This window comes from Streptomyces sp. NPDC033177 (assembly GCF_055577715.1).
In genome coordinates this window covers 1-19,367 of record NZ_JBVIPS010000014.1, presented here as the reverse complement: position 1 = coordinate 19,367, position 19,367 = coordinate 1, and the positions used below count along the sequence as shown (strand labels likewise).

General features: G+C 70.7%; 10 protein-coding genes. All 10 read right to left on the bottom strand.

The features are described 5' to 3' along the window. Positions 1-49 precede the first annotated feature (49 nt). Entirely contained in the window at positions 50-2,215 is a 2,166-nt protein-coding gene (locus ACZ5U5_RS38030; RefSeq protein WP_469031053.1) for a hypothetical protein, read from the bottom strand. Next, positions 2,215-4,308: a hypothetical protein gene (locus tag ACZ5U5_RS38025; RefSeq protein WP_469031051.1), complete on the bottom strand. Its 2,094-nt coding sequence runs from the start codon at positions 4,306-4,308 to the stop codon at positions 2,215-2,217. Before ACZ5U5_RS38025 ends, ACZ5U5_RS38030 begins: the two co-directional genes overlap by 1 nt. Beyond that, entirely contained in the window at positions 4,305-6,908 is a 2,604-nt protein-coding gene (locus ACZ5U5_RS38020) for a hypothetical protein (RefSeq protein ID WP_469031049.1), read from the bottom strand. Before ACZ5U5_RS38020 ends, ACZ5U5_RS38025 begins: the two co-directional genes overlap by 4 nt. Further along, positions 6,905-10,345, bottom strand: coding sequence for a tubulin-like doman-containing protein (locus ACZ5U5_RS38015; protein ID WP_469031047.1), 3,441 nt, complete (start codon positions 10,343-10,345; stop codon positions 6,905-6,907). Before ACZ5U5_RS38015 ends, ACZ5U5_RS38020 begins: the two co-directional genes overlap by 4 nt. 71 nt (positions 10,346-10,416) lie before the next feature. Beyond that, a complete protein-coding gene (locus ACZ5U5_RS38010; protein WP_469031046.1) occupies positions 10,417-12,798 on the bottom strand; it encodes a VWA domain-containing protein in 2,382 nt (793 codons plus the stop codon). A 6-nt stretch (positions 12,799-12,804) separates the two neighbouring features. Further along, a complete protein-coding gene (locus ACZ5U5_RS38005) occupies positions 12,805-13,296 on the bottom strand; it encodes a Pycsar system effector family protein (protein WP_469031045.1) in 492 nt (163 codons plus the stop codon). Continuing rightward, entirely contained in the window at positions 13,293-14,606 is a 1,314-nt protein-coding gene (locus ACZ5U5_RS38000; RefSeq protein ID WP_469031043.1) for a hypothetical protein, read from the bottom strand. Before ACZ5U5_RS38000 ends, ACZ5U5_RS38005 begins: the two co-directional genes overlap by 4 nt. Continuing rightward, positions 14,603-16,870: a hypothetical protein gene (locus ACZ5U5_RS37995; RefSeq protein WP_469031042.1), complete on the bottom strand. Its 2,268-nt coding sequence runs from the start codon at positions 16,868-16,870 to the stop codon at positions 14,603-14,605. The genes ACZ5U5_RS38000 and ACZ5U5_RS37995 overlap by 4 nt, the downstream gene beginning before the upstream one ends. Beyond that, positions 16,867-17,769 (bottom strand): nucleotidyl cyclase domain-containing protein, encoded by a 903-nt coding sequence (locus ACZ5U5_RS37990; RefSeq protein WP_469031040.1) that lies wholly within the window; start codon positions 17,767-17,769, stop codon positions 16,867-16,869. Before ACZ5U5_RS37990 ends, ACZ5U5_RS37995 begins: the two co-directional genes overlap by 4 nt. 69 nt (positions 17,770-17,838) lie before the next feature. Continuing rightward, positions 17,839-18,567, bottom strand: a complete 729-nt coding sequence (locus tag ACZ5U5_RS37985; protein WP_469031038.1) for a Crp/Fnr family transcriptional regulator — start codon at positions 18,565-18,567, stop codon at positions 17,839-17,841. Positions 18,568-19,367: the final 800 nt, after the last annotated feature.

Genomic DNA, 19,367 nt, shown 5'->3' with positions numbered 1-19,367 from the left:
AGCCTGACCCCAACACCCCACCCTCGTCCCGAGATCCGAGAAACACCGCCTAGGCGACCCTGAAGATCAGCACAATCACCAGAGCCATGATCATGATTGCCAAGGTGCCTGCGCTCAGCATGACGAATAACCGACCGTCGTTCGGCGTGGCGTCCCCTGCGGTGGAGGGGGGTTGCGGGTCGCCGCCAGCTTGCGGGGTCGGGGGCAGCGATTGGGCTCGGGGGGCAGTGGGCATCCGGTGCGGGCCGAGCTGCATGGGCGGCGTGTGAACCGGGGCAGGCATCAGGGGGCGGCCGGAGGGCGGCGGGCCGATAGAGGTGGGTTGGTGTGGCGGTGCCGCGCGGGCCGTGTCGAGCAGGGCGAGCCAGACCGGCTCGACGAGTCCGGGGCCGCCCTCTCCTTCCAGGATCTGGCGTACGGCGGCTCGGCCGACCCGCTCGGGGCCGAATCCGATTCTGGGCAGCAGTTCGACCAGGACGGTGTAGGCCCTCTGTGTATCGGCCGACGGGCGGACAGCCCAGCGGTAGAGTTCCGCGGCGTTGGACGCCTGGAGTTGGTCTCCGGGGTACCCCCTGGTCCCCGGACCGCAGTGGTGGGTTAGGAAGAGGTCCATCTCGAGCACCACATCGCACAGGGCCTCGCGCAGCGGGGCCCGCCACGAACCCCAGCGCCGGGCAATCTCACCAAGGACCAGGGTGACGGCGTCGTAGTGCAGATCCTCGCGTAGCGCGTCGAGCAGGTCGCTGTCCCGCGCCTCGCGCACCACGGCCTGTACGCGTTCCTTGCCGCCCACGTATGGGCGGTCGAGCGACTTGAGGGCGTCGAAGACCTGCCGGAGCGTCGAAGCCTTCCCTGGCCGCCGAAACTGCCACCACACGAGCCCGGAACTCCGGGCCGGGGCACGCCATTCGGGGAGGACGGGCCGGAGACCGGGGGTGGCCGGGACGGATGGGGGACCAACGGTCGGCTCCGCCTGTACGTCGTCCGCGGCGGAGACGGTATGGGGGTGTGGGGTGGTGGGTTCGGCGTACGGGGTGGTGAGTTCGGGGTGCGGGTCAGGGAAGACGGGCGGCCCGGGCGGTTGCTGCTCGACCTGCGATTCGTTCGGGCTCTGCGCCATGTGCGGACGCGGGTCGGACTCGTATGTCTCCTGCGCGCCGTACGCCTCCCCCGCGGTCCCGTACGCTGCCGGGGTGTCGTACGTTTCACGTGCGGTCTCGTACATCTCCGAAGCGGGCGGGTCCTGCTGGGTCGGCGCCGGCCGCGGGTGGTCCAGTGTGACCCGCCCCTGCCGCTGCGCGCGCCCATCCCGCTCGAGCGAGAGCAAGGCGTCCTGTGCCGCGTCGCGCAGCACCGCGGCGGGCCGGCTTCGCTCACGGTGGCGGGCGAACGCGTCCTCCAGCGCGTTGGCGACCACGTACTCCTGCTGTTCGCCGCGCGCCACATCCCGCAGGTGATGGGCGACGAGAGCTGCTGCCAGCTCCTCTTCCCTGTCCCACACCCGCTCCTGCGGGTCCGTTCTGGTCCTCTGGGCATCGGGGGGCGTCGACGTCGACCAGCTGTCCACGAACTGGAAGCGCAGCAGCTCGGCCTCGGCGGTGTTGTGGGTGGCGTACGTCCAGCGCGGGTGCGTATCGCGGAAGATCCCGTACAGTCCCGACAGTAGCTGCAACGGCCGGATCCCGCCTTGCCGTTCGAGCGCGGTGAAGCGGCCCCGAGGTCGGCGCAACAACTCCGCAGTCAGCCCGATCAGTGGCCGCTCGGCCTCCGCGAGACCCTGGGTAAGGGCACGGCGCCCGTCATCGGCGGCGGCGAGCAACGGCCCGACCGCCAGCGGGTCGAGAACGCCCGTGATCTCCCCGAGCGGCAGGTCGCCGCCCTCCCAGAGCCAGGAGTGCAGCCCCAGACAGGTATCCGCGTCGAGGACCCCGGGAGCACCGAGCAGCGCAAGGCACACGGTGTCCGTACGGCCGTCGGCGCCGCGCCAGGGCAGCCGTCCTATCAGTAGGCAGCTGTCCGGGCGTTCCAGCCGGATCAGGGCGGGTACGGTCGTGCCGCCTCGGGCCCGCAGCAGCGAGCCCACCCCGTTGAAGAGGGCTTCGACCTGGTTCCGGCCGCAGGACCAGGCCACCGGGCCGAAGCCGGTGGTGCCCAGCTCGTTGGACGGATCCCAGCGAAAGACGATGCGTTCCACCTGTTCTTCGTGCCGGGCCATCACAGCCCCACCTCCCTGAGCTCCGGTCCCGGCAGCACCCCGGTCATGGAGAAGATCGACAGCAGTGGCGCGAGGATCCGCCGGGGGCGTACACCGTGCGGGAACCCGTCACGCACCCGCTGGCTGCCCGTGGCCGTCACAAAGTGCAGGGTGCAGCGGGCGCAATCCTGGAACGGCCGCAACCACGCCGGGCTGCTGTGCTCCCTGATGAACGCGTAGGCGTCCCGGGACTCCTCACGCAACACCGCGGCATCGAGCCGCTGCGGCAGGCTCCGGCCCAGCCAGCGGTCCACGGACGGATCGAGCCGGATCAGGTCGCTCTTGTTCAGCACCAGAGCAGAAGGCGCCTCGATGTAGCGGCCGTCGCGCGGGATCCGGCCGAGGACGGTGTTGATTGCCTCGTCCCCCAGACTGCGCACCGCGAGCCGCTCCCGGTCGCGCACCGGATCGAGCCGGTCCAGGTTAAGCGCGCGGAGCGGGTCGACGACGAAGAGGAACGCGCCCGTGCCCATCAGGAACGTGGTGACGTCGTCGTCCCGCTTCAGGTCCTCGCCCGACAGATCGTAGAAGAGCACCGGCCGCGTCCGGCCCTGCCCCGAGACCAGCAGCCCGTCCGCGTAGTGTGCGAACTTGCCTTCCGCCTCTGGTGTGCGCTCCAGCGCCTCGCCGTGGTGCAGGCGCTGTACCTGTACGAGGAAGTCCCGGTGGTCACGTGGGTTGAGGGGACGGCACTTCAGCCCGTAGGGCTCCAGCCCGCCCTGCTCGACCTCGCCCAGCATCGCCGCGAGCAGATGCGTCTTGCCCGCTCCCGAGCTGCCCACCATGGCGATGGTGAGCGGCTCGCCGTTGGTGAGGTACGGCACCGGCAGGTAGTGCTCCGCGTGCGGGCAGCGCTGGAAGGCTTTGCCGAGCGCGTCCTGGGTGTGCAGCGGACTCCGCTTGCCGCTGAGATCCAGTGACTTGGGACGCCCCATCGCGTCGTACACGAACAGATTGTTCTCGTCATACGTCACCGGGAGCAGGCAGTGCGGACACAGCACCGCCGCAGAAACCAAGGGGCGCGGGGCGGTGACCGGCTCCGGGGGAGTCGGCTGCCCGCCGGCAACCCATTTGCCGAACAGGCCGCGCCCCGGCCTGGTGCGCTCCGGCTCCGCGACCGGAGGCTGGTCGAATCCCAAGTCGCTCCGTTTTTCGGCCAGTCGGCTGTCGAATTCGAGACGCCGGCCGGCCAGCGGATCGGCTGGTACGGGAGCCGATTGCTGCGGGTCCGGCACATTGAGCAACCGCATCAGCTGGGCCGGCGATGGCCGCTCGGCCGCGCGCGCGGCGAACACGCCACCCTGTTGCACCGCCCCCAGCTGCCGGAACTCGGCCAGGTCCGCGGGTGGCCCGTCGCCGGGCGCCTGCCTTCCGGAGAGCAGGAAGTACACCAGCTGCGCGACGGACCACAGATCGTCCCTCGGGTCCGCGGTCCCGGTGCCGTCACGCTGCTCGGGCGCCGCCCAGGGCGCGGCGCCCAGCGGTCCTCTCAGCTCCCCGGTGCGCAGCGCGTAGTGCGGCTCGGCGAGCCGGATGTGCTTGCCGTCCCAGCGGACCGTGAAGGGAGTGATGGCCCGATGGACCAGGCCGACGTCCTCCAGCAGGCGTACGGTCAGGGTCAGTTGGTTGATGATCTCGCGCTGCTCTTGACCTGTCAGGGAGGCCCCTCCCGCGCCGATCGGCTTGCCGTCGGGGACGCGGTACAGGGCAAAGGGCTCCATCGCCTCGAAGTTGTAGCCGACGACACGGGTGAACAGCTCCACGTACGGCTCGGACCCATAGCGGCGCTCGAGGGCGACGGCAGCGCTGATCTCGCGCTCGAGAGCCGCGTACGCCGCCGTGTTGCCCCGCGCGGACTTCGGCAGCCGGTGCTGCAGCACCCGCCAGCCGGAGCCCAGCATCACCTCCCGCGCCACCATCGGTTCGCGCCCCGGCAGCGGGTTGTCGGGGCCGAAGCGGGCCCCGAACCGTACGGTCGCCCCCCGGTGGGTGTGGAACTCCAGTTCCTCCGACCCGTCGTCTTCCTCGCCTGGGTCGTGTGGCGGTGTGGTCATGGCGTCGTACCCTCCTGCCCGCGCACCACGCGCACGGTGCCGGCACGCAGGGGCACCAGGCGCAGCACCCCTGCGTGCCGGCCGCTCGCGGTCCACACCACGCCCATGTTCCCCTCGCCGTGCCAATCGTCTTCGGCCGTCTCCGCCTCGATGCCGCGGCGCATCGCCTCCGGCGCGAACCGCACCTGGTGATACGCCGTCGGCCCCTTGGAGAGCAGGCGACGGTACTGAGCACCGCACAGCGGAACGGTGTGGTCCGCGACCCTCTCGGCGTCAAGCAGCTGGACCACGCGATCCGCCGACACTCCCAGCAACTCCGCTGCTCCCGGACGGAGTTGGGTATCCGGGGCGAAAGGCGGCGGTGCCGCCGCGCCGTCGCGCAAGAGGCGGGCGTTCTCCTCGTCGAGCAGGGCGTCCATCGGCTCCCGCACCGGAAGGCGGGCGACGGCCGACGGGTCGCGCTCGAGGCCGGCCCAGTGGGTCGCGAGGATCAGCGTGACACCGTGCGCGAGATCCCCGATCAGGGTCTCGACGAGACCCGCGCCACCATTGCCCCGTTCCCGCTCCAGCCATGGCGGATCGGATTCGGGCCGTACGCCAGTGCTGGGACCGGCGGGCACCTCCTCGACCGGCTGCGGTTGGGCCGGCTCCGTCCCGGTGTGCCCCTGCTGCGGCGCCCCGGCAGGCCGGCCGAGACCCTCCCAGTCGTCGTCGGCGGCGCTGTCTTTCCAGCTCTTCCAGCTCCAGGAATCAGCCAGTGACTGCGCCTCGCCCTCGCTCTGATCCGGTACGCCGCCGTGCGCCGAGCCCCACGTCGTGTCCGGCCCAGCGGTCGCGGGCCGGCCTGCGGCCTCGGTCCGCCCTGCCGGTCCATCGGTGTGGGTACGGTCCTCGAGGCGCTCCTCGGCGGTGTCGGCGAGCGAGCGCACCAGTACCGCCACCGCGCGCGCACCGTCCGAGCAGTGGCGCCGGGCATCGGCGAACACCCAGTCCTGGACGGCCGTTTCGACGAGAAGCTCATCGAGTCCGGCCACTGCCCGGGTCCCGAAGTCCGCGTCGGTCCGCGCCCACCAGTCGTCGACCGCCGCGGTCCAGTCCCACACCGACCACAGGGCGCCCGCGGCGAACGCGACCAGCAAGGACAGTGCGCCGACCCAGGTCGGCGGCGCGAGGAGCTGCCCCGCGAACGCGCCGAGCAGGCCTCCCGCGACCCCCGCGAGCAGGCGGAGCCCGGTACGCGCGTGGCCACCGCCGTCCAGCCGGCCGTCGTGCGAACGGTTGGGCCTGCGCCGCACGATGAGCACGGCGAGTGCCGCGACGGCCAGGCCCATCAGCGGGCCGAGCGCCCAGCCGAGCCCAGGCCACAGTCCGGCCAAAGCGGGCACCAGGGCGGCGCCCACGACTTCCACCACGGGGCCCCCGCCGGCGGAGAACGGCACAGGTACGGCCAGGGCGGTCACGGTGCGCTGCGGGCAGACCTCGTCGAGCCGGTCTAACAGGACGGCGCCGCCCGCCGGGGCGGACCGGCTGGCGACCGCGCTGAGACGGGCGGCGACCGAGCGCAGCGGAAGGTGCCGTGCGAGGAGCCGCTCCGCATAGCGCCGCAGGGCGGGCCCGACGGTGGCGCGGGAGGCCTCGATGACCTCTGTGGCCTCAGGCAGGGCGATGCCCCGCTTGAGCAGTTGGCTGCGCTGCTCGGGGCGGAGCCGATCACCGCCGGCGTCGGTGAGGGCGCCCTCGATGGTGTCGCGGTATGCGGCCAGCCCTGCGGAGAGCCGCTCCAGGTCGCCGGGCAGGTCCACCTCCCGGCGTGCCGTGCCGAACAGCCCGGCCGCGCCGCGCACCCGTACGTAACCGTCCGAGGCGTCCCGCAGCGCCTCGTCGCACTGCCTGTGCTGGGCGGCTGCCGGGCCATCGGGCCGCAGCCAGTTGCGCTGCGCGAGGCCCCGGGGCACGGACTCGCCGAGGAGCGGCGCCAATTCACCGGGGACGGCGTCGTCACTGGCGCCGGGAACCGCCTCGGTGACAAGGGTGGGCACGGCCACGTCCTCGCCGATCAGGGCCTCGAGGGCCTGCCGCCAGGACCGGCTCGCGGCCTCCGGTGCCAGATCGTGCTCGACGACCCTGACCGCCGGTATGGCGGTCGAGTGCGGCACGGAGGCGAGGCCGGCCAGGACCGCGTCGAACACCTCTGGTTCCCCGAGGAGTTCGAGGAGCGGGCGCAGCGAGTCGCCGGGAACTTGTGCGCCGCCCGCGAGAACGTCGGGAATCCACAGCACCCCCGTCTCGGGTGGCCGCAGCACGGAGGGCCTGCTCAGGGTGTGCCCGTCACCGGCGCCCACCGCGAGGCAGACGATCTGTGCGGGGCCGTACGAGAAGAGCTGCTCGTACAGGAGTTGATGGCCAACTAGTTGCTGCGCCTCGTCGACGATCAGGAAGCGCGGGGTGTCCGGCAACCTGATCTGCTCCAGGGCGGCCCTGACCGTGCTGAGCCGGGAGCCTTCCGTGTCGGCGCGCAGATCGACGGAGATCGGGGGCATGGCGGCGGAGGAGGCGGAGGAGAAGGCTGACAGGCGGCCAGGGTCTCGGTCCGGGATCACCTGTTGCTCCCCTCGGCTCCCTTGCCGGAGTCGCCGCTCCAGTCGCGCCAGTCATGCTCGTCGCTCTCTTCGCCCCCGCCGCGGGGGCCGTCCGCGCCGTCCCCGGCCCAGGAGTCGTCCTCGGAGGGCTTCTCGAATGACGGCTTCTCGAAGGACGGCTTCCAGGAAGAGGGCTGCTCCACCGGGGCCTCCTCGGAACGCTGCTCCGTGACCCACCTGGGCACCTCTTTCTGCGACCCGTTCGGTGCGGCACCCGGTCCGCTGCCGTGACCGGCACCACCCGCCGAATGGGTGCCTCCGTCGGCGTACCGGTCCGCCAGGGCGCGCAGGCTGGACCGGGCGCGTCGGGCCGCCCCGGGGAAGCGGAGGTCGAGGGCGCCCTGGAAGGTCTGCTGCCAGAAGTCCCGCAGCGGCACCAGCCACTCATTGTCCTCGCCCTCGAACTCCCCATCCAGTTGTTTGAGTTGGGTGAGCTGGCCGGGCGCCACCTCATGGACCAGCTGAGTGAAGAGCTGCGACGGCGGCTCGGACATAGTGGTGAGGCCACGGGGCTGGGTGCGCATCAGCCTGGTGCAGACGTCCTCGATGATCCCGCTGCCGCCCGATTCGACCAGGGCCCAGCGCTCATAGGCCCGCAGCAGTCCCGCCCAGCTCGACACCCCGTAGTCGAAGGCCTCGAGACGCAGCTGGATCGTCGCCGCGTTGCCCTCGCCCAGGCGGATCCGGATCGCCTCGGGAGACGCGGTGTCCCCGAGCACATCCACATCGCAGTTCCAGACCGCGCACAGGATGCGGTGCAGGATCCCCTGCCGGTCGCTCTCGGTGCTGGCGAGCCAGTCGTCGCGGTAGCCGAGCCGCTGACGCCAGTGCAGGAAGTCCTCCTCCCCGTCGTCGTCCCGGGCGTTGGACCAGAGCGTGAGGGCCTGACGTACTTCCGAGATGTCGGTGAGACTCATGCCGCTGCGGAACAGCACCACGGTGATCGCCTCGGTGTCCACGGGCTGGTACTCCGTGGTGAGGTCGAGTTCACGCGGCAGATTGAGCTGCTCGCCCAGATAGCGGGCCACGGCTGGGTCGGCCTCGCTGCGCGGATGCACAATCAGCACCTTCAGCGGGCCGCTGCCATCGGGTACGAATCCGACGGGCAGCAGGGCCTTGAGCTGGGAGCGGAACTGGTCGAGCAGCCGCCGGTCCACGGCCGACTGGGCTTCCTCACCGCTCGCGGCCGCCTTCAGGAGTTCGCCCAGGGGAGGCAGCAGCGGCCGGTCGTTGACCACACCCACCTGCCCGAAGAGCTCCTTGACCCGGCCCTCGATGACCTGCTTCAGGACGGTGACGGCCGCGCGCGGCGAGCGATGCGCCGCCTCCAGCGCGCGGGTCCAGTGCTCGGGCCTGATCAGCTTGGCGAGCAGGGTGTCGGCGCCCGGGTTGTCGGGCAGATTCTCGTGCTGGCTCAGCCGGCGGAACACGTCGTCGTAGAAGCCGCGCAGGCTGTTGGCCGGGGGCAGCAGATACATCACGCCCTTGCGGTCGTCGCGGTACAGCTCCTTGCGGCGGTCCTTGAACTGATCGTCCTCCTCCTCACGGTGTGCGCGCAGCGCGGCCACGAGGTCGGCGACCTCGTTGGTCGCCCGCAGCAGCGGCGGACGCCAGCGGCGCTCGAGTCCCCGCCAGCCCTCGTGCCACAGCCGGTTGGCCCGCCAGCAGTACCACTCGTCCTGTTCGTCCAGCGCGTACTGGACCTCCGGGTCGCCCCAGCGGGCAGGCACCAGGCCGCCCGCCCGGCGCCTGATCGCAGGGATGTGCGGCGCATTCATGCCGATGCCCTCGGGCTGCTCCGGATCGTTCTTGCGGTTCTCCAGCATGCCGACGAATCCGGCCTCGGTCTCGCGCTGCGGATGTCCCGGCAGCCCGCCGAGGATCTTCTCCAGCTGGAACGGGCTGACATGGGCCAGGAGTTCACGCACCGCCACGTCCGGCTTGAGCCCGTCGACCAGTTCGGGTATCTCCCGGTCCAGTTGCCGCTCCAGCTTGCCCAGACGGGCCGTCATGTCGCCGATCCGGTCGCGCAGCGCCTGACGGATCAGCGCGGTTCCCTTGGGCAGCGGGTCGGGTGTGGGCACCTCGGGTGCTTCCCGGTTCCACAGCCGTAGGATGCCCGAGCGCTCGAACGTCTCGATCACCCGGGCCTTGCCGTTGTCACCCGCCCGCTGGGCATCCTCGTCCATGACCATGATGGCCTGCGCGAGCAGCCGCCCCGCCACCAGCTCCGCCAGGTCGTCCACCGGCACGGTCAGCGACGCGGCCAGGCTGGTGGACAAACCCCGGTGCCCGATACCGGACTTGGCCGGCTTGGACCGCTCAGTCGACTTGTTGACGAAGTTCGCTGCGAACGACTGGTAGTCACTGCCCGTCCGGCCCTGAGGCCGCTCGTCACCGAGCTCCGCAGCCATCAGCGACATCACCATCGCCGTGATTGACCGGCGCAGGTCCTCGGGCTGCAGACCGGCGGTCAGGCCCAGCAGGATGGCCGTCTCCACGGTGGAGGAGCGCATCTGGATTAGGCCGTGCCCCGGATAACAGACACCCGCACCGACCTGCTGGTCCTCCCCGAAATCCGCTGAGGCCTTCGGCACGTTCTGGTCGTCCACGAGGCGGGAGAGGTCCACCAGGGCGCGGGCGGAGTTCAGTTCGGCCTCGCGGCCGCCGCCCGCCTCCGGCGGGAACGCCGACGGCATGATCACCAGAGGGTAGATCTTCAGGCCCGTCAGGTTCTTCACCCGCTGCTGGAATTCATGGGCGATCAGGTGGATGAAGTCGTAGTAGATCCCGGCTCCGGTGCCACCCGCCACGGAGAAGGCCACGAACACATCACACCCCGTGATGCGCCCGCCCTGCCCTCCGCGCATCTCACCCAGTTCGCCCGCGGAGCCGCCGATCGCGTTGATGGCCTCCCGCAGCGGGCGCAGTACCGGCTCGAGGCTGTTGCGGAGCGTCGCGAAGAGCGCGGCGCGCCCCACTGTCGGCAGCTGGCCCGCGCCGGTGTTCAGCGGCGAGATCCGGGGCTCCCGCTCGGCGGACGGCAGCCAGTGGTGCGTCTCGTTGTGCAGCGCCACGCGCAGCATGCGGGTGGCCTCGGGCGAGTTGGCGAACTGCGTGGGCAGCAGGTCGTGGATGACGCGCGAGGTACGGGCGTACGCGGCCGCTTCGGTGTTCTTGGCGCTCCTCACCGGCAGCCGGTCGAGGTCCGTCTCGCTGAAGTCCGCGTACACGAACTGCAGGCAGTCGGGCAGTTGGAAGGGGGCACGGCTGTCGCCGATGATCTTGGTGCCGTCGGGTCCGCACAACACCCGTCGCAGGCCCCGCTCGAGCTCGGCACCGATACGCCCGCCGGTACCGCCGAGTCCTACAAAGAGCATCGGCTGGTTGATCTTCATCTGTCTCCCCGTCCAGGCGCCGTGTGAACGCCCTTGTCTGGCTCAGAAGTTCGTGAACACGCAGGTGTGATTCAGAAGTTGCTCTTGTCGCCGGGATTGCGGGGCGCGCGCCGTTGCGGACCCTCGGGGGGCGTCCGCGCGGGGCGAGGGCCGACCGGCCCTCGGCGGCCCCACCTCGGCCGCTTGCCGTCGCCCGCCCCCTGCCCGGTGCCGCGTCTGACCCGCGAGGGGCCGCGCCCGGCGCTGTCGTGCACGAGAAGCGCGAGACCGCCGTCGAGCGGGGCCGGCTCGCCGGGCTTGAGAAGGCGCTCCCGCTCTCGGTTGGGCCTGAGCATGAACTCGCCCGACTCCTTCCGTTTCAGCCGGTAAGCCCCCGCCGCCCCGGATCGGCTGCGGTGCAGCGCAGGGGCGTCGCCGTCAGTCCCGGCGACGGTGAAGTGGAATTCCCCGCGTGCGTTCTGACCGTTCTGGACGGTCAGCTCATCGGCAGGCGAGCCTTTGGCGAGCAGCTCGATCCTGACCCCGCGCAGATCACGTCGCCTGCGCCTCTCGCCCCACCGGATTGCGAGGAAGGCCGCGAGCAGCAGGGCCAGCGCGGCTCCGCCGATGACGGTCCACCAGAAGCGGTCCCACCAGGTGGGCGGGGAGGTGATCCGGATGTTGAGGAAGGCCTCGTCGAGCACCGTGCTGTCACCGGTGTCGGTGACGGTGATCTTTCCCGCCAAGTCCCCCAACGGCAGCCGGTTCCCCAGCCTGACGGTGAACGACACCTGGTCGCGCTGACCCGATGCGATGCGCTCGGCGGCCGGGGAGATTCGTAGATCGGTACCCGGCGGCTGGTCGGCGAGTTCGAGCTTCAGGGTGTGCGGCACGGAGTCGCTGTTGGTGACGTTCAGGCTGCCGCTCACCGAACTGCCCCGGTTCGCAGTGGCCTGGTCGATCGAGAGGCCTGCGGTGATCTTGGGCTGACCGATGGCGATCCGCGCATACAGGGGACGGTGGTCACTGGTCACGCCGGGCGCGGTCATCTCCGTGATGAGTTTGAGCGCCCCGGACGCCTCTTCAGGCACCTTGAACTCCCCGGTGTAGCGCACATCCTCAGCCTTCGCGTCCGGCTTGCCGCCGTCGTCCCGCAGGGGCACCACGAACGGGTCGAAGCCGCTGCCGGACATCTGGGCCGAGACCTTGAGCCCGCCCAGCTGTGCGGGGTCGGTGATGACGACACCGTCCCTGGTCTGCAACCGCACCTCGACCACGGCACGCTCTCCCGGCCGGGGGGCGGCCGGGTCGAGCGTCACGACGGAGCGCAGCCGACCCTGCCAGATGGCGCGGACGGCGACCTCTTTGCCCCGGTGTCCCTCGGGCGCCGTCACATGGACGCGCCAGCGGCCCGGCACCGGGTTCTGTACGCGCAGGGCCTCCACCGGGCCGTCCTGCCCGCTGAGTTCGAAGCGTGAGCCGTTCGCCTCGCCGGGCGGGAGCACCTTGTGCCCGCCCGGGTCGTAGTAGGTGACGGAGACCTTCGGGTCGTGCTTGCTGACCGTGATCGAGCCGTCGGTGGCGACGGGCGGAATGTTCACATACAGATCGGCCGGGGGCCGGCCGACGGTGCCCTGCGCGACGCGGGCGCAGCGGGCCGCGGCGAAGGTCTCCTGCAGGGCCTTGTCGATCTCGGCGGCGGTGCCCACCACCCGCATTCGCGGGGTGGCGCCGGGCACGTCCGCGCAGCCGTTGCGATAGCCACCCGCGGCCATGGCGGCCAGCGCCTTGCGGTCGATGTCACCACCGACGCCGAGCGGCCAGACCTGCACCGACTCCCGGCGGGCCCGGGCGAGTTCCTCGGAGAGCTGCTTGGCCCCGTTGGCCTGCCGGCTGTCCGGGTCGGTGCCGTACTCGGGACTGTCGCGGACGTCGAGCTTGCCGTCGGTGAGCAGGAACACCACCTTCGGAATGGACTTCTGACCGTCCTCGGTCAGCCGATCCACCGCCTGGCGCAGGGCGGCGGGGAAGTCGGTGCCCGGTCCCATCCGCTGGGAGTCACGGTGATTCAACTCCTTGGCGCAGTCGCTGAGCCGCTGCCGGCCTGCGGCATCCACGGCGGTCAGCCCGCACACCTCCCGCACGGGCGACTGGCCGTCCTTCTCGGAGCTGCCGAAGCCGATGACGGCGGCCCGGGAACGCTCCGATATCTCGCCCTGGGTGAGCAGCGAAGCGGCCTCTACCTCAAGGCCCAGGTCGTTGTCGGTCAGACTCTTGGACTGGTCCACGACCACGGCGAAGTCGATCGGGGCGGGTGCGTCGGAGGCCGCAGCGGGCCGCGCCGCTCGCGGTTCCGCGGCCGGGTCTGCCCCCGCGGGCAGCACCGCGGACAGGGTCAGCAGCGCGGCGGCCGCGCTCAGGACCCCGTACCGCCGGGCGGAACTTCCGTGGGTACGGCTATGTGTTCTGCGCATCGTCACTCACCACCACTCGCCGAGAATTGCCAGCGTCGTACCGGCCGACAGGAAGACGACCCCCCAGCGCAGCCACCGGTACTTGGCGGCGAGGACGGCGCCGTGGACGCTTGCCTGGCTCATCAGCCAGGCCACGACGTCCGCGCTGCTCACCGCCAGCCGGTCGAGGAGCTCTTCGACCGGGGCGCCGCGCGCGAAGTCGCGCAGAAAGGTGCGGTCCGCGCCGATCCGGGTGCGCGGCAGGATTACGCAGACCAGCATCAGCATCCCGGCCGCGCACAGCGCCGCCCCGGCGCCCAGGAGCACCCCACCGGCGGCCGTGCGCGGGGCCCCGGACCGGAGCTTGGGCAACCCGACGGCCAGGACTGCGATGCTGCCGGACAGCAGGATGGCAGCCTTGGTGTCGGCCCGCCCTATGTCCTCGCGGGCCACGGTCAGCAGCCGCTCCGCCACGAAGCGGGTATCGGCCGCGGCAGCAGGCGAAGGTGTGCCGTTCACTCGTCGTCCCCCCAGTCGAAGGCAGAACTGGGCCTGGAATCAAGCGTGTTGGAAGGCAGTGGATGTGACTCGCGGGACGAGGATCCGGAAGCGTGGGAGTCGTCCGATTCCTCCTGCTCTGCCCACTCGGTGTATGCGTCGCGCTCCGAGGAGGACTCGACGCGCGTCGGCTCGTGCACCGCCGTCGGTGGCGGTGGCGGTGGCGGCCAGGGTTCGTCCGCAGGCGCACCGGGAGCCTTCCGCCCGGCGGGCTCTCGTCCGGGCTCGTCGCCCGTCTCGTCGGTTTCCCAGGAGGGCTGCTCGGGCTCGCGTCCGGGCGTCCTCTCGCCGATGGCCCGCCGCAGTGGCGCCTCGACCGGGCGCCGGTCCGTGACACCGTCGATCACACTGCCGGTGCTCTCCTTGAGGTACTGCAGCACTTCGTACATCTGCTCGCCGATGTCATGGCGTTCCAGGATCCCGGTGTCGATCATCCGGTTGAAAAGGTTGAGGAAGTCCGTCTGCCGCTCCCGCTTCTCACTGCGGACGGCCTGGCGGATGTCCCACTCCTTCTCCGGGTTCTTCACCATGAAGTGGATGATCTCGGCCTCTTCGCCCCGCCGGAACACCTCTTCCAGCACGCGGGTACGGTCACAGAACAGCCGCCGCTCGGCGTCCTCGCGGCGTCGCTGCGCGTTCAGCTTCCGCTCGTCGAGGGAGACCTCGAAGTCGACCTCGTCGCGCTCCCCGACCTTGCGCCGCACCGACTCGCTCAGGGCGATAATGACCCGGATGGTGGTGCACAGCCCCAGCGGGCGGCCCAAGTCGAGGCGGCTGGTGCGTAGTTCGCTCTGCACCGCCTGGTCCACCAGCTCCGCCTCGGTGAGGCGGAAGCGCCGGGACACCCGGTGCAGTCCGTCGAGCAGTGCGCCGCGCAGCAGCTCCTCGACGTCCCAGACGCGACGGCTGACGACCAGATACGGGTCCTCGACCTCCCACTCGACGCTCACCTTGGCTTCGAAGTTCTGGGCGTCACCGGCGGCGGGAAGCGACAGCTCGAAGTCGGTGACGTTCAGCCCGAGCAGCACCTCGAACGCTGTGAACTCGGTGCGGAGCCAGGGCTTGTTCACATCGTCCCGGTGGTCGGGCCAGAGCACACTGTGCCCGCCGTTGCCGTACAGGAGCACCGCGGCGACCTGGCCGCTGTGCCTCTTGTACGGCGGCGGGCACTCCTTGACGAGCGGCCCGGCGGGGCGTGCTCCGCCCTGGGCGCCGTACCGTCCGGTGCCGTGTTCATCGCGGTTGTCCCCCGCGGCCCCTGGTGGGGTCATGACTCAGCTCCTTTTTGCACCGCGTCCCACATCCGGCGCGCGGCGGTCTTGTCCAACGGTTCCTCGGGGTCGCCGACCATGCGGTCCAGCTCGTAGTAGAGGCGCTTGCGCTCTCTGAGTTCACCGGCGAGCTGCGGCAGGAAGCCGCAGACAAGGTCCAATTGCTCCTCGTCGCCGGCCGCTTGTCGCAGCACGGCACTGAGAGCGGTGAGCGTCGCCGCACCGGAGCGGGCGGTGCCCAGGCCGGCCCGGACCAACCCGGCCAGGTCATCGGCCACTTGGGGCCGGGTGGCCAGCAGGGCGACGGCCAGCGGCCTGGTGCCCTGCGTCTCGAGCTCCGGCAGTTCTTCGAGCCCCCACAGATAGGTGGTGCGGGTCTTGAGCGTGCCGATCACCGTGAGCAGCACCAGGTCGGCAAGGTCGCGCCGGTCCCCGTGCAGCCAGTGGACGAGCCGGCCGAGCACGGCCTGTGGCTCGCTGCCCGCGAGCAGCCGGGTCAGGCTGAACGCCGCGGTGGACAGCACCCCGGCGTCCCCGCCACGCACCAGGCCGGCCAGCGCGTCGAGCGAGGCGTCGACGGAACCGGCGGCCATGCCGTAGCCGTGGGTGAGCGCCGCGGTCTGAGTCAGGGCGTCGTCCCCGCTCTGTGCCCAGTCCTTCAGCAGCACGGACACGGCCTGCTGCACCGAGGGTTCACGGGAGGCCTCCGCCAGCGCGGTCGCCGCGGACATCCGAAGGACCGCGCTGTCGGGCGACGCCGCCATGGGCCGGATGATCTCCGCCGATCCGTGCACCCAGTCCCATGAGCACAGCACCCCGGCGGCGATGGAGGCTCGCACCCACAGCAGTGGCCGTGGGTCGTCGCACAGGTCGCGCAGCCACCGCGCGAGCGGACCGCGTACGTTGTGATACGAGTGCCAGACCTCCCGCAGCACCGCGGTGGCCAGCGCCGCACCGTGAAACCGGATCGCGCGTACCGGCACCTGGGCGTCCCCCAGGTCGAGTTCACCGTCCTCGACGACCGACCGGGCCATGGCGGGACGGTCCTCGGCGTGAGTGCCGAACAGCCGGCGCCCGACCGGTTCCCCGGGGTCGAGAGTCACCGCGAGCTCCCAGGCGAGGCGTTCGCCCGCCTCGCTGGTGAGGCTGTAGGAGGAGCCGTTGAAGACGGCCACGGCGATCTGGAACGCGGCGGCACTCAGCGCGGGCAGCGCCTCGGGCAAGGTGCCGGGCCGGTCGGCACCCGCGAACCAGGTGCGCGCCTGGGCCCGTACGAACGTGCCGCACTCGTCGCGCAGTTGCCCGTCCGACAGTTTGCCCTGCTGCCGTCGGGCCAGCAGCCCGGCCAGCCGCGCCGCTTCCCTGGGACGCAGTGCGTCGAGCCCCAGGGCGGCCACCACATCGGCGCGGTCGGCGAGTGCGGCGGCGGCCGGGATGTCCGCGGGGGCGTCCTTGAGGAGTTTGCGCAGATGCCGGTCCAGTACGTCCCGCCACGGTGGCGGCGGGCAGCGCATGCCGTAGCGCCCGCGCAGTACCCGGTCGGCCAGGTCCCCGCTCTCGACGAGCACCACGCCGTATGCCTTGGTCTCCTCCAACAGGCCGCTGAGTCGGTCGAGATGGAGTTCGGACAGCCGGGTCGGGCCGCGCGGCGGTTCGGTCGGCAGTCCGGGGCTCCGGCCGTCGTCGCCGAGAGTAACTTCGAGAAGATGGCCGGAATCCTTCTTCAGCTCTTCCTTCTCGATCTGGTGGACGGCGTGGCTGGGGTCGAGGCGGGTCACCCGGTTGTCGGTCAGCTCGGCGAGCAGGGCGAGGGCCGTGGCGGCGCGCCCGCTGCCGCGCTCCGCGCACAGCACCAGGAGGCGCCCGGCCCGCAGCCGCTCCTTCATCCCCCGGTAGCCGGCGGCCTCGCAGTAGACGTCGCCCAACTCCTTCAGTTCCGGCGCGGGGACGGCACCCTTGAGCAACCGCGGGACCGGTCCCGCGCCGATCTGGAAGAAGTAGTTCCCCTCGTAGTACTGACCGTCGCCGCCGATCTCGACGGTCCGCTCCGCACCGCCCGCCGCGAAGGTACGGCGCGCGGCGTGGGCGGTGCCCGATCCTCCGGTGCCGCCCGATCCGCTGAGAGGGTTGCGGCCCGCCAGGTCGAAGGGGTTGGGCTCTGGTTCGGCGGGCGGGGCGTCCGGGGCGGGCTCGGGCTCGGGCGCCGGCTGAGCCGGCGCGGGCGGGTTCGGTTCGACGGCGGCCGGTTCGGGCTGATTGCTCATCGCTTGCCTCCCTCATCGGTGTGCGGAGGCTGTCGGCCCTCGGGCAGCCGGTCCTTGCGGATCCCGGTGAAGGGCCCGTGGAAGGTGCTGTCGCTGACCTGGATCGCATCACCGGCGACGTGGATCTGCGTCCTGGGCACGGCAGGTGGTACCGGCGGAGCAGGCGGTGGGCCGCCCCCGTCCACTGGCCCACCCCCCGCCCCGGACCCGCTCCCGTCCACGGGTCCGTCCTCAGCGGCCGGCCCCTGGACGGCGATTGGGTCCTCACCGGCGCCCGACCCCGCGTCGGTGCCCGGACCGCTCAGCCCTTCCATGGGCGGCTGAGCCAGCCGCGGTATGTAGAACCAGCCGCGCTCATTCGTCTCCTTGGCGGTGACCTGCGCGTCGCGATAACACTCGGGCTCGACATAGCGCCCGCCCTCGGCCACGACGTCCGCGTACAGACGCTCGGAGACCACGACCAGCAGATTGGATCCGGCGGCGGTGACCATGATCTGCTTGGCCGGGCCGCTGTCGCAGAGCCGGCAGGCGAGATCGACAGCGCGGCCGACCAGGCCCTGGCCGTCGTTGAGGACGGGCCCTTCGTTCATGCCGACCCGGATCCGTAGCCGCTGCGCACTGCCCGCGTTCCATGCCCGCAGCCCCTGATGCAGCGTCTCGATCCAGCGGCCGACCATCAAGGTTGGCGGCACCCCTGGATCGAGAGCGACCAGGATCCCGTCGCCCCGGTCCTCCTGGTGGCGATGGACCGGAGCCACCCCGATCGCCTCGAACGCCTCCGTGAACACGTTGTACATGCCGCTGCGCATCCGCGTCTTGGCATCCATCCCCAGGCGCCCGGAGCCACAGGCGTCACCGAAGACGACGAATCTGGTGACCGCTCCCACCGTGCTGCTCACTCGAGCCCCCCTGCTAGCCGTGCTGACAGGAACAGCCTGGCCGCTTGGCGCGACCGGCGATGTATCCGTTTACACAGTCGGCGGGGATTTCCCTCGCAGGCCGCTGCGGGGCGGTTTCTGCTGCCCTGCAGCCAGCAGAAGCAGCACCTGTGGGTCTATGACGGTCACCTGGCGGTGGGCGGTACGCACCACATCCTGGTCGCGCAGCACACGCAGCGCCTTGGCCACGGCTTCCCGGGTCGCCCCGATGGCCGCTGCCAAATCGTGCTGCGGCAGCGGGAGTTCCACGACCGTGCCGTCCCGGCCCGACCGGCCCGTCCGCTCCGCGAGCTCTACCAGACGCACCGCGAGCCGTCGCAGCACCGATTCCGAGGCCAGCGCGCGGCGTTCCACGTCGGCGTGGCGCAGCCGCGTGGTGAGCTGCCGCATGATGAGCCCGGTCGCTTGCGGTCGCGCGGCGAGAAAGCTCCGGAAGCGCTGACCGGCGATCAGGATCGCCTCGACCTCGCCGAGGGCGGTCGCGGTGGCGCTGCGCGGCCCTTGGTCGAAAGCGGCCAGCTCACCGATGAGTTCGCCCGCGCCACGCAATGCGAGAATGAGCCGGGCACCCCGTTCGGTCTCGACGGAGACCACCGACCAGCCGGAGCGCAGGATCAGTACGAAGGTGTCGGTGGCCCGCTCCCGGATCATGACCTCGCCCGGCCGGTAGGTGCGCTTCATGCCCAGCGCCAGTAGCCCGCTGCGGTCCTGGGGTGTGAGGGCCTCCAGGAAGGAACGGCCGTCACCGAACAGACTCATCGATCGTCCCGCCATGCATCATCGGGCCCCGAAACGGGACTATTGCTGTTCGAACGTGCGCAGTCACCCTTCGATTCAAGTAGGCTTCTGTGTTAATTTATTAACGCAGTGTCACAACATTGGTCGAGAAAATTACGATCCTTGTCGCGAGCCCCTCAATGTGACCTATCGCAGCCAGAATCGCGCCTGCAAGTGCGATTCACTTGGCATCGATTCCCCCGCTGGGTCCGGGTCCGCTCACATCCACTCCCAAAGAACCACTTGTACAGCCTGCTGAGAGGGTACGCCCGGAAGAACTCTTTTCACCGGCACGGACCGCTTGTGGCTGGACTGTGACGTTCCTTAGAGGAGGCTGTATCTCCCGATGCTGGTGGGGTCGAAGTGAATTTCAATAAGCCGCAACCTGCCAATTCATGGCCAACGATTTCGACGTCAATTCTTGCGGACGCCCATTCGTTGCGTTTCGGGCTATGATCCGGGGTCCGGATCCTGCGCCATCTTGTGCCGTTCGGAAACTCATCGCCCCTGGTCAGTTTGCATATCTGTACTCGTTGGTGACGCCGCCGAGTATTCGGGTGCGTAGAGCGCGGTGAGCGGGCACAGCGGTCATGGGCGTCGGGTGCTTCCGGGCGAGGGGAGGGAGCTGTCGGCGAGCCTGGTGGGGGCGATGACTGTTGGAATGCCGGGCGTACACATCGAGGACGTTGTCCTTGCCGAAAAGCTCATCCGTGCAGGTCAGGCTGCATGTTGGTATTCGTGGAGGATGCCGCCCAGGCGGTCGCGTCTTCGTATGTCGAGGC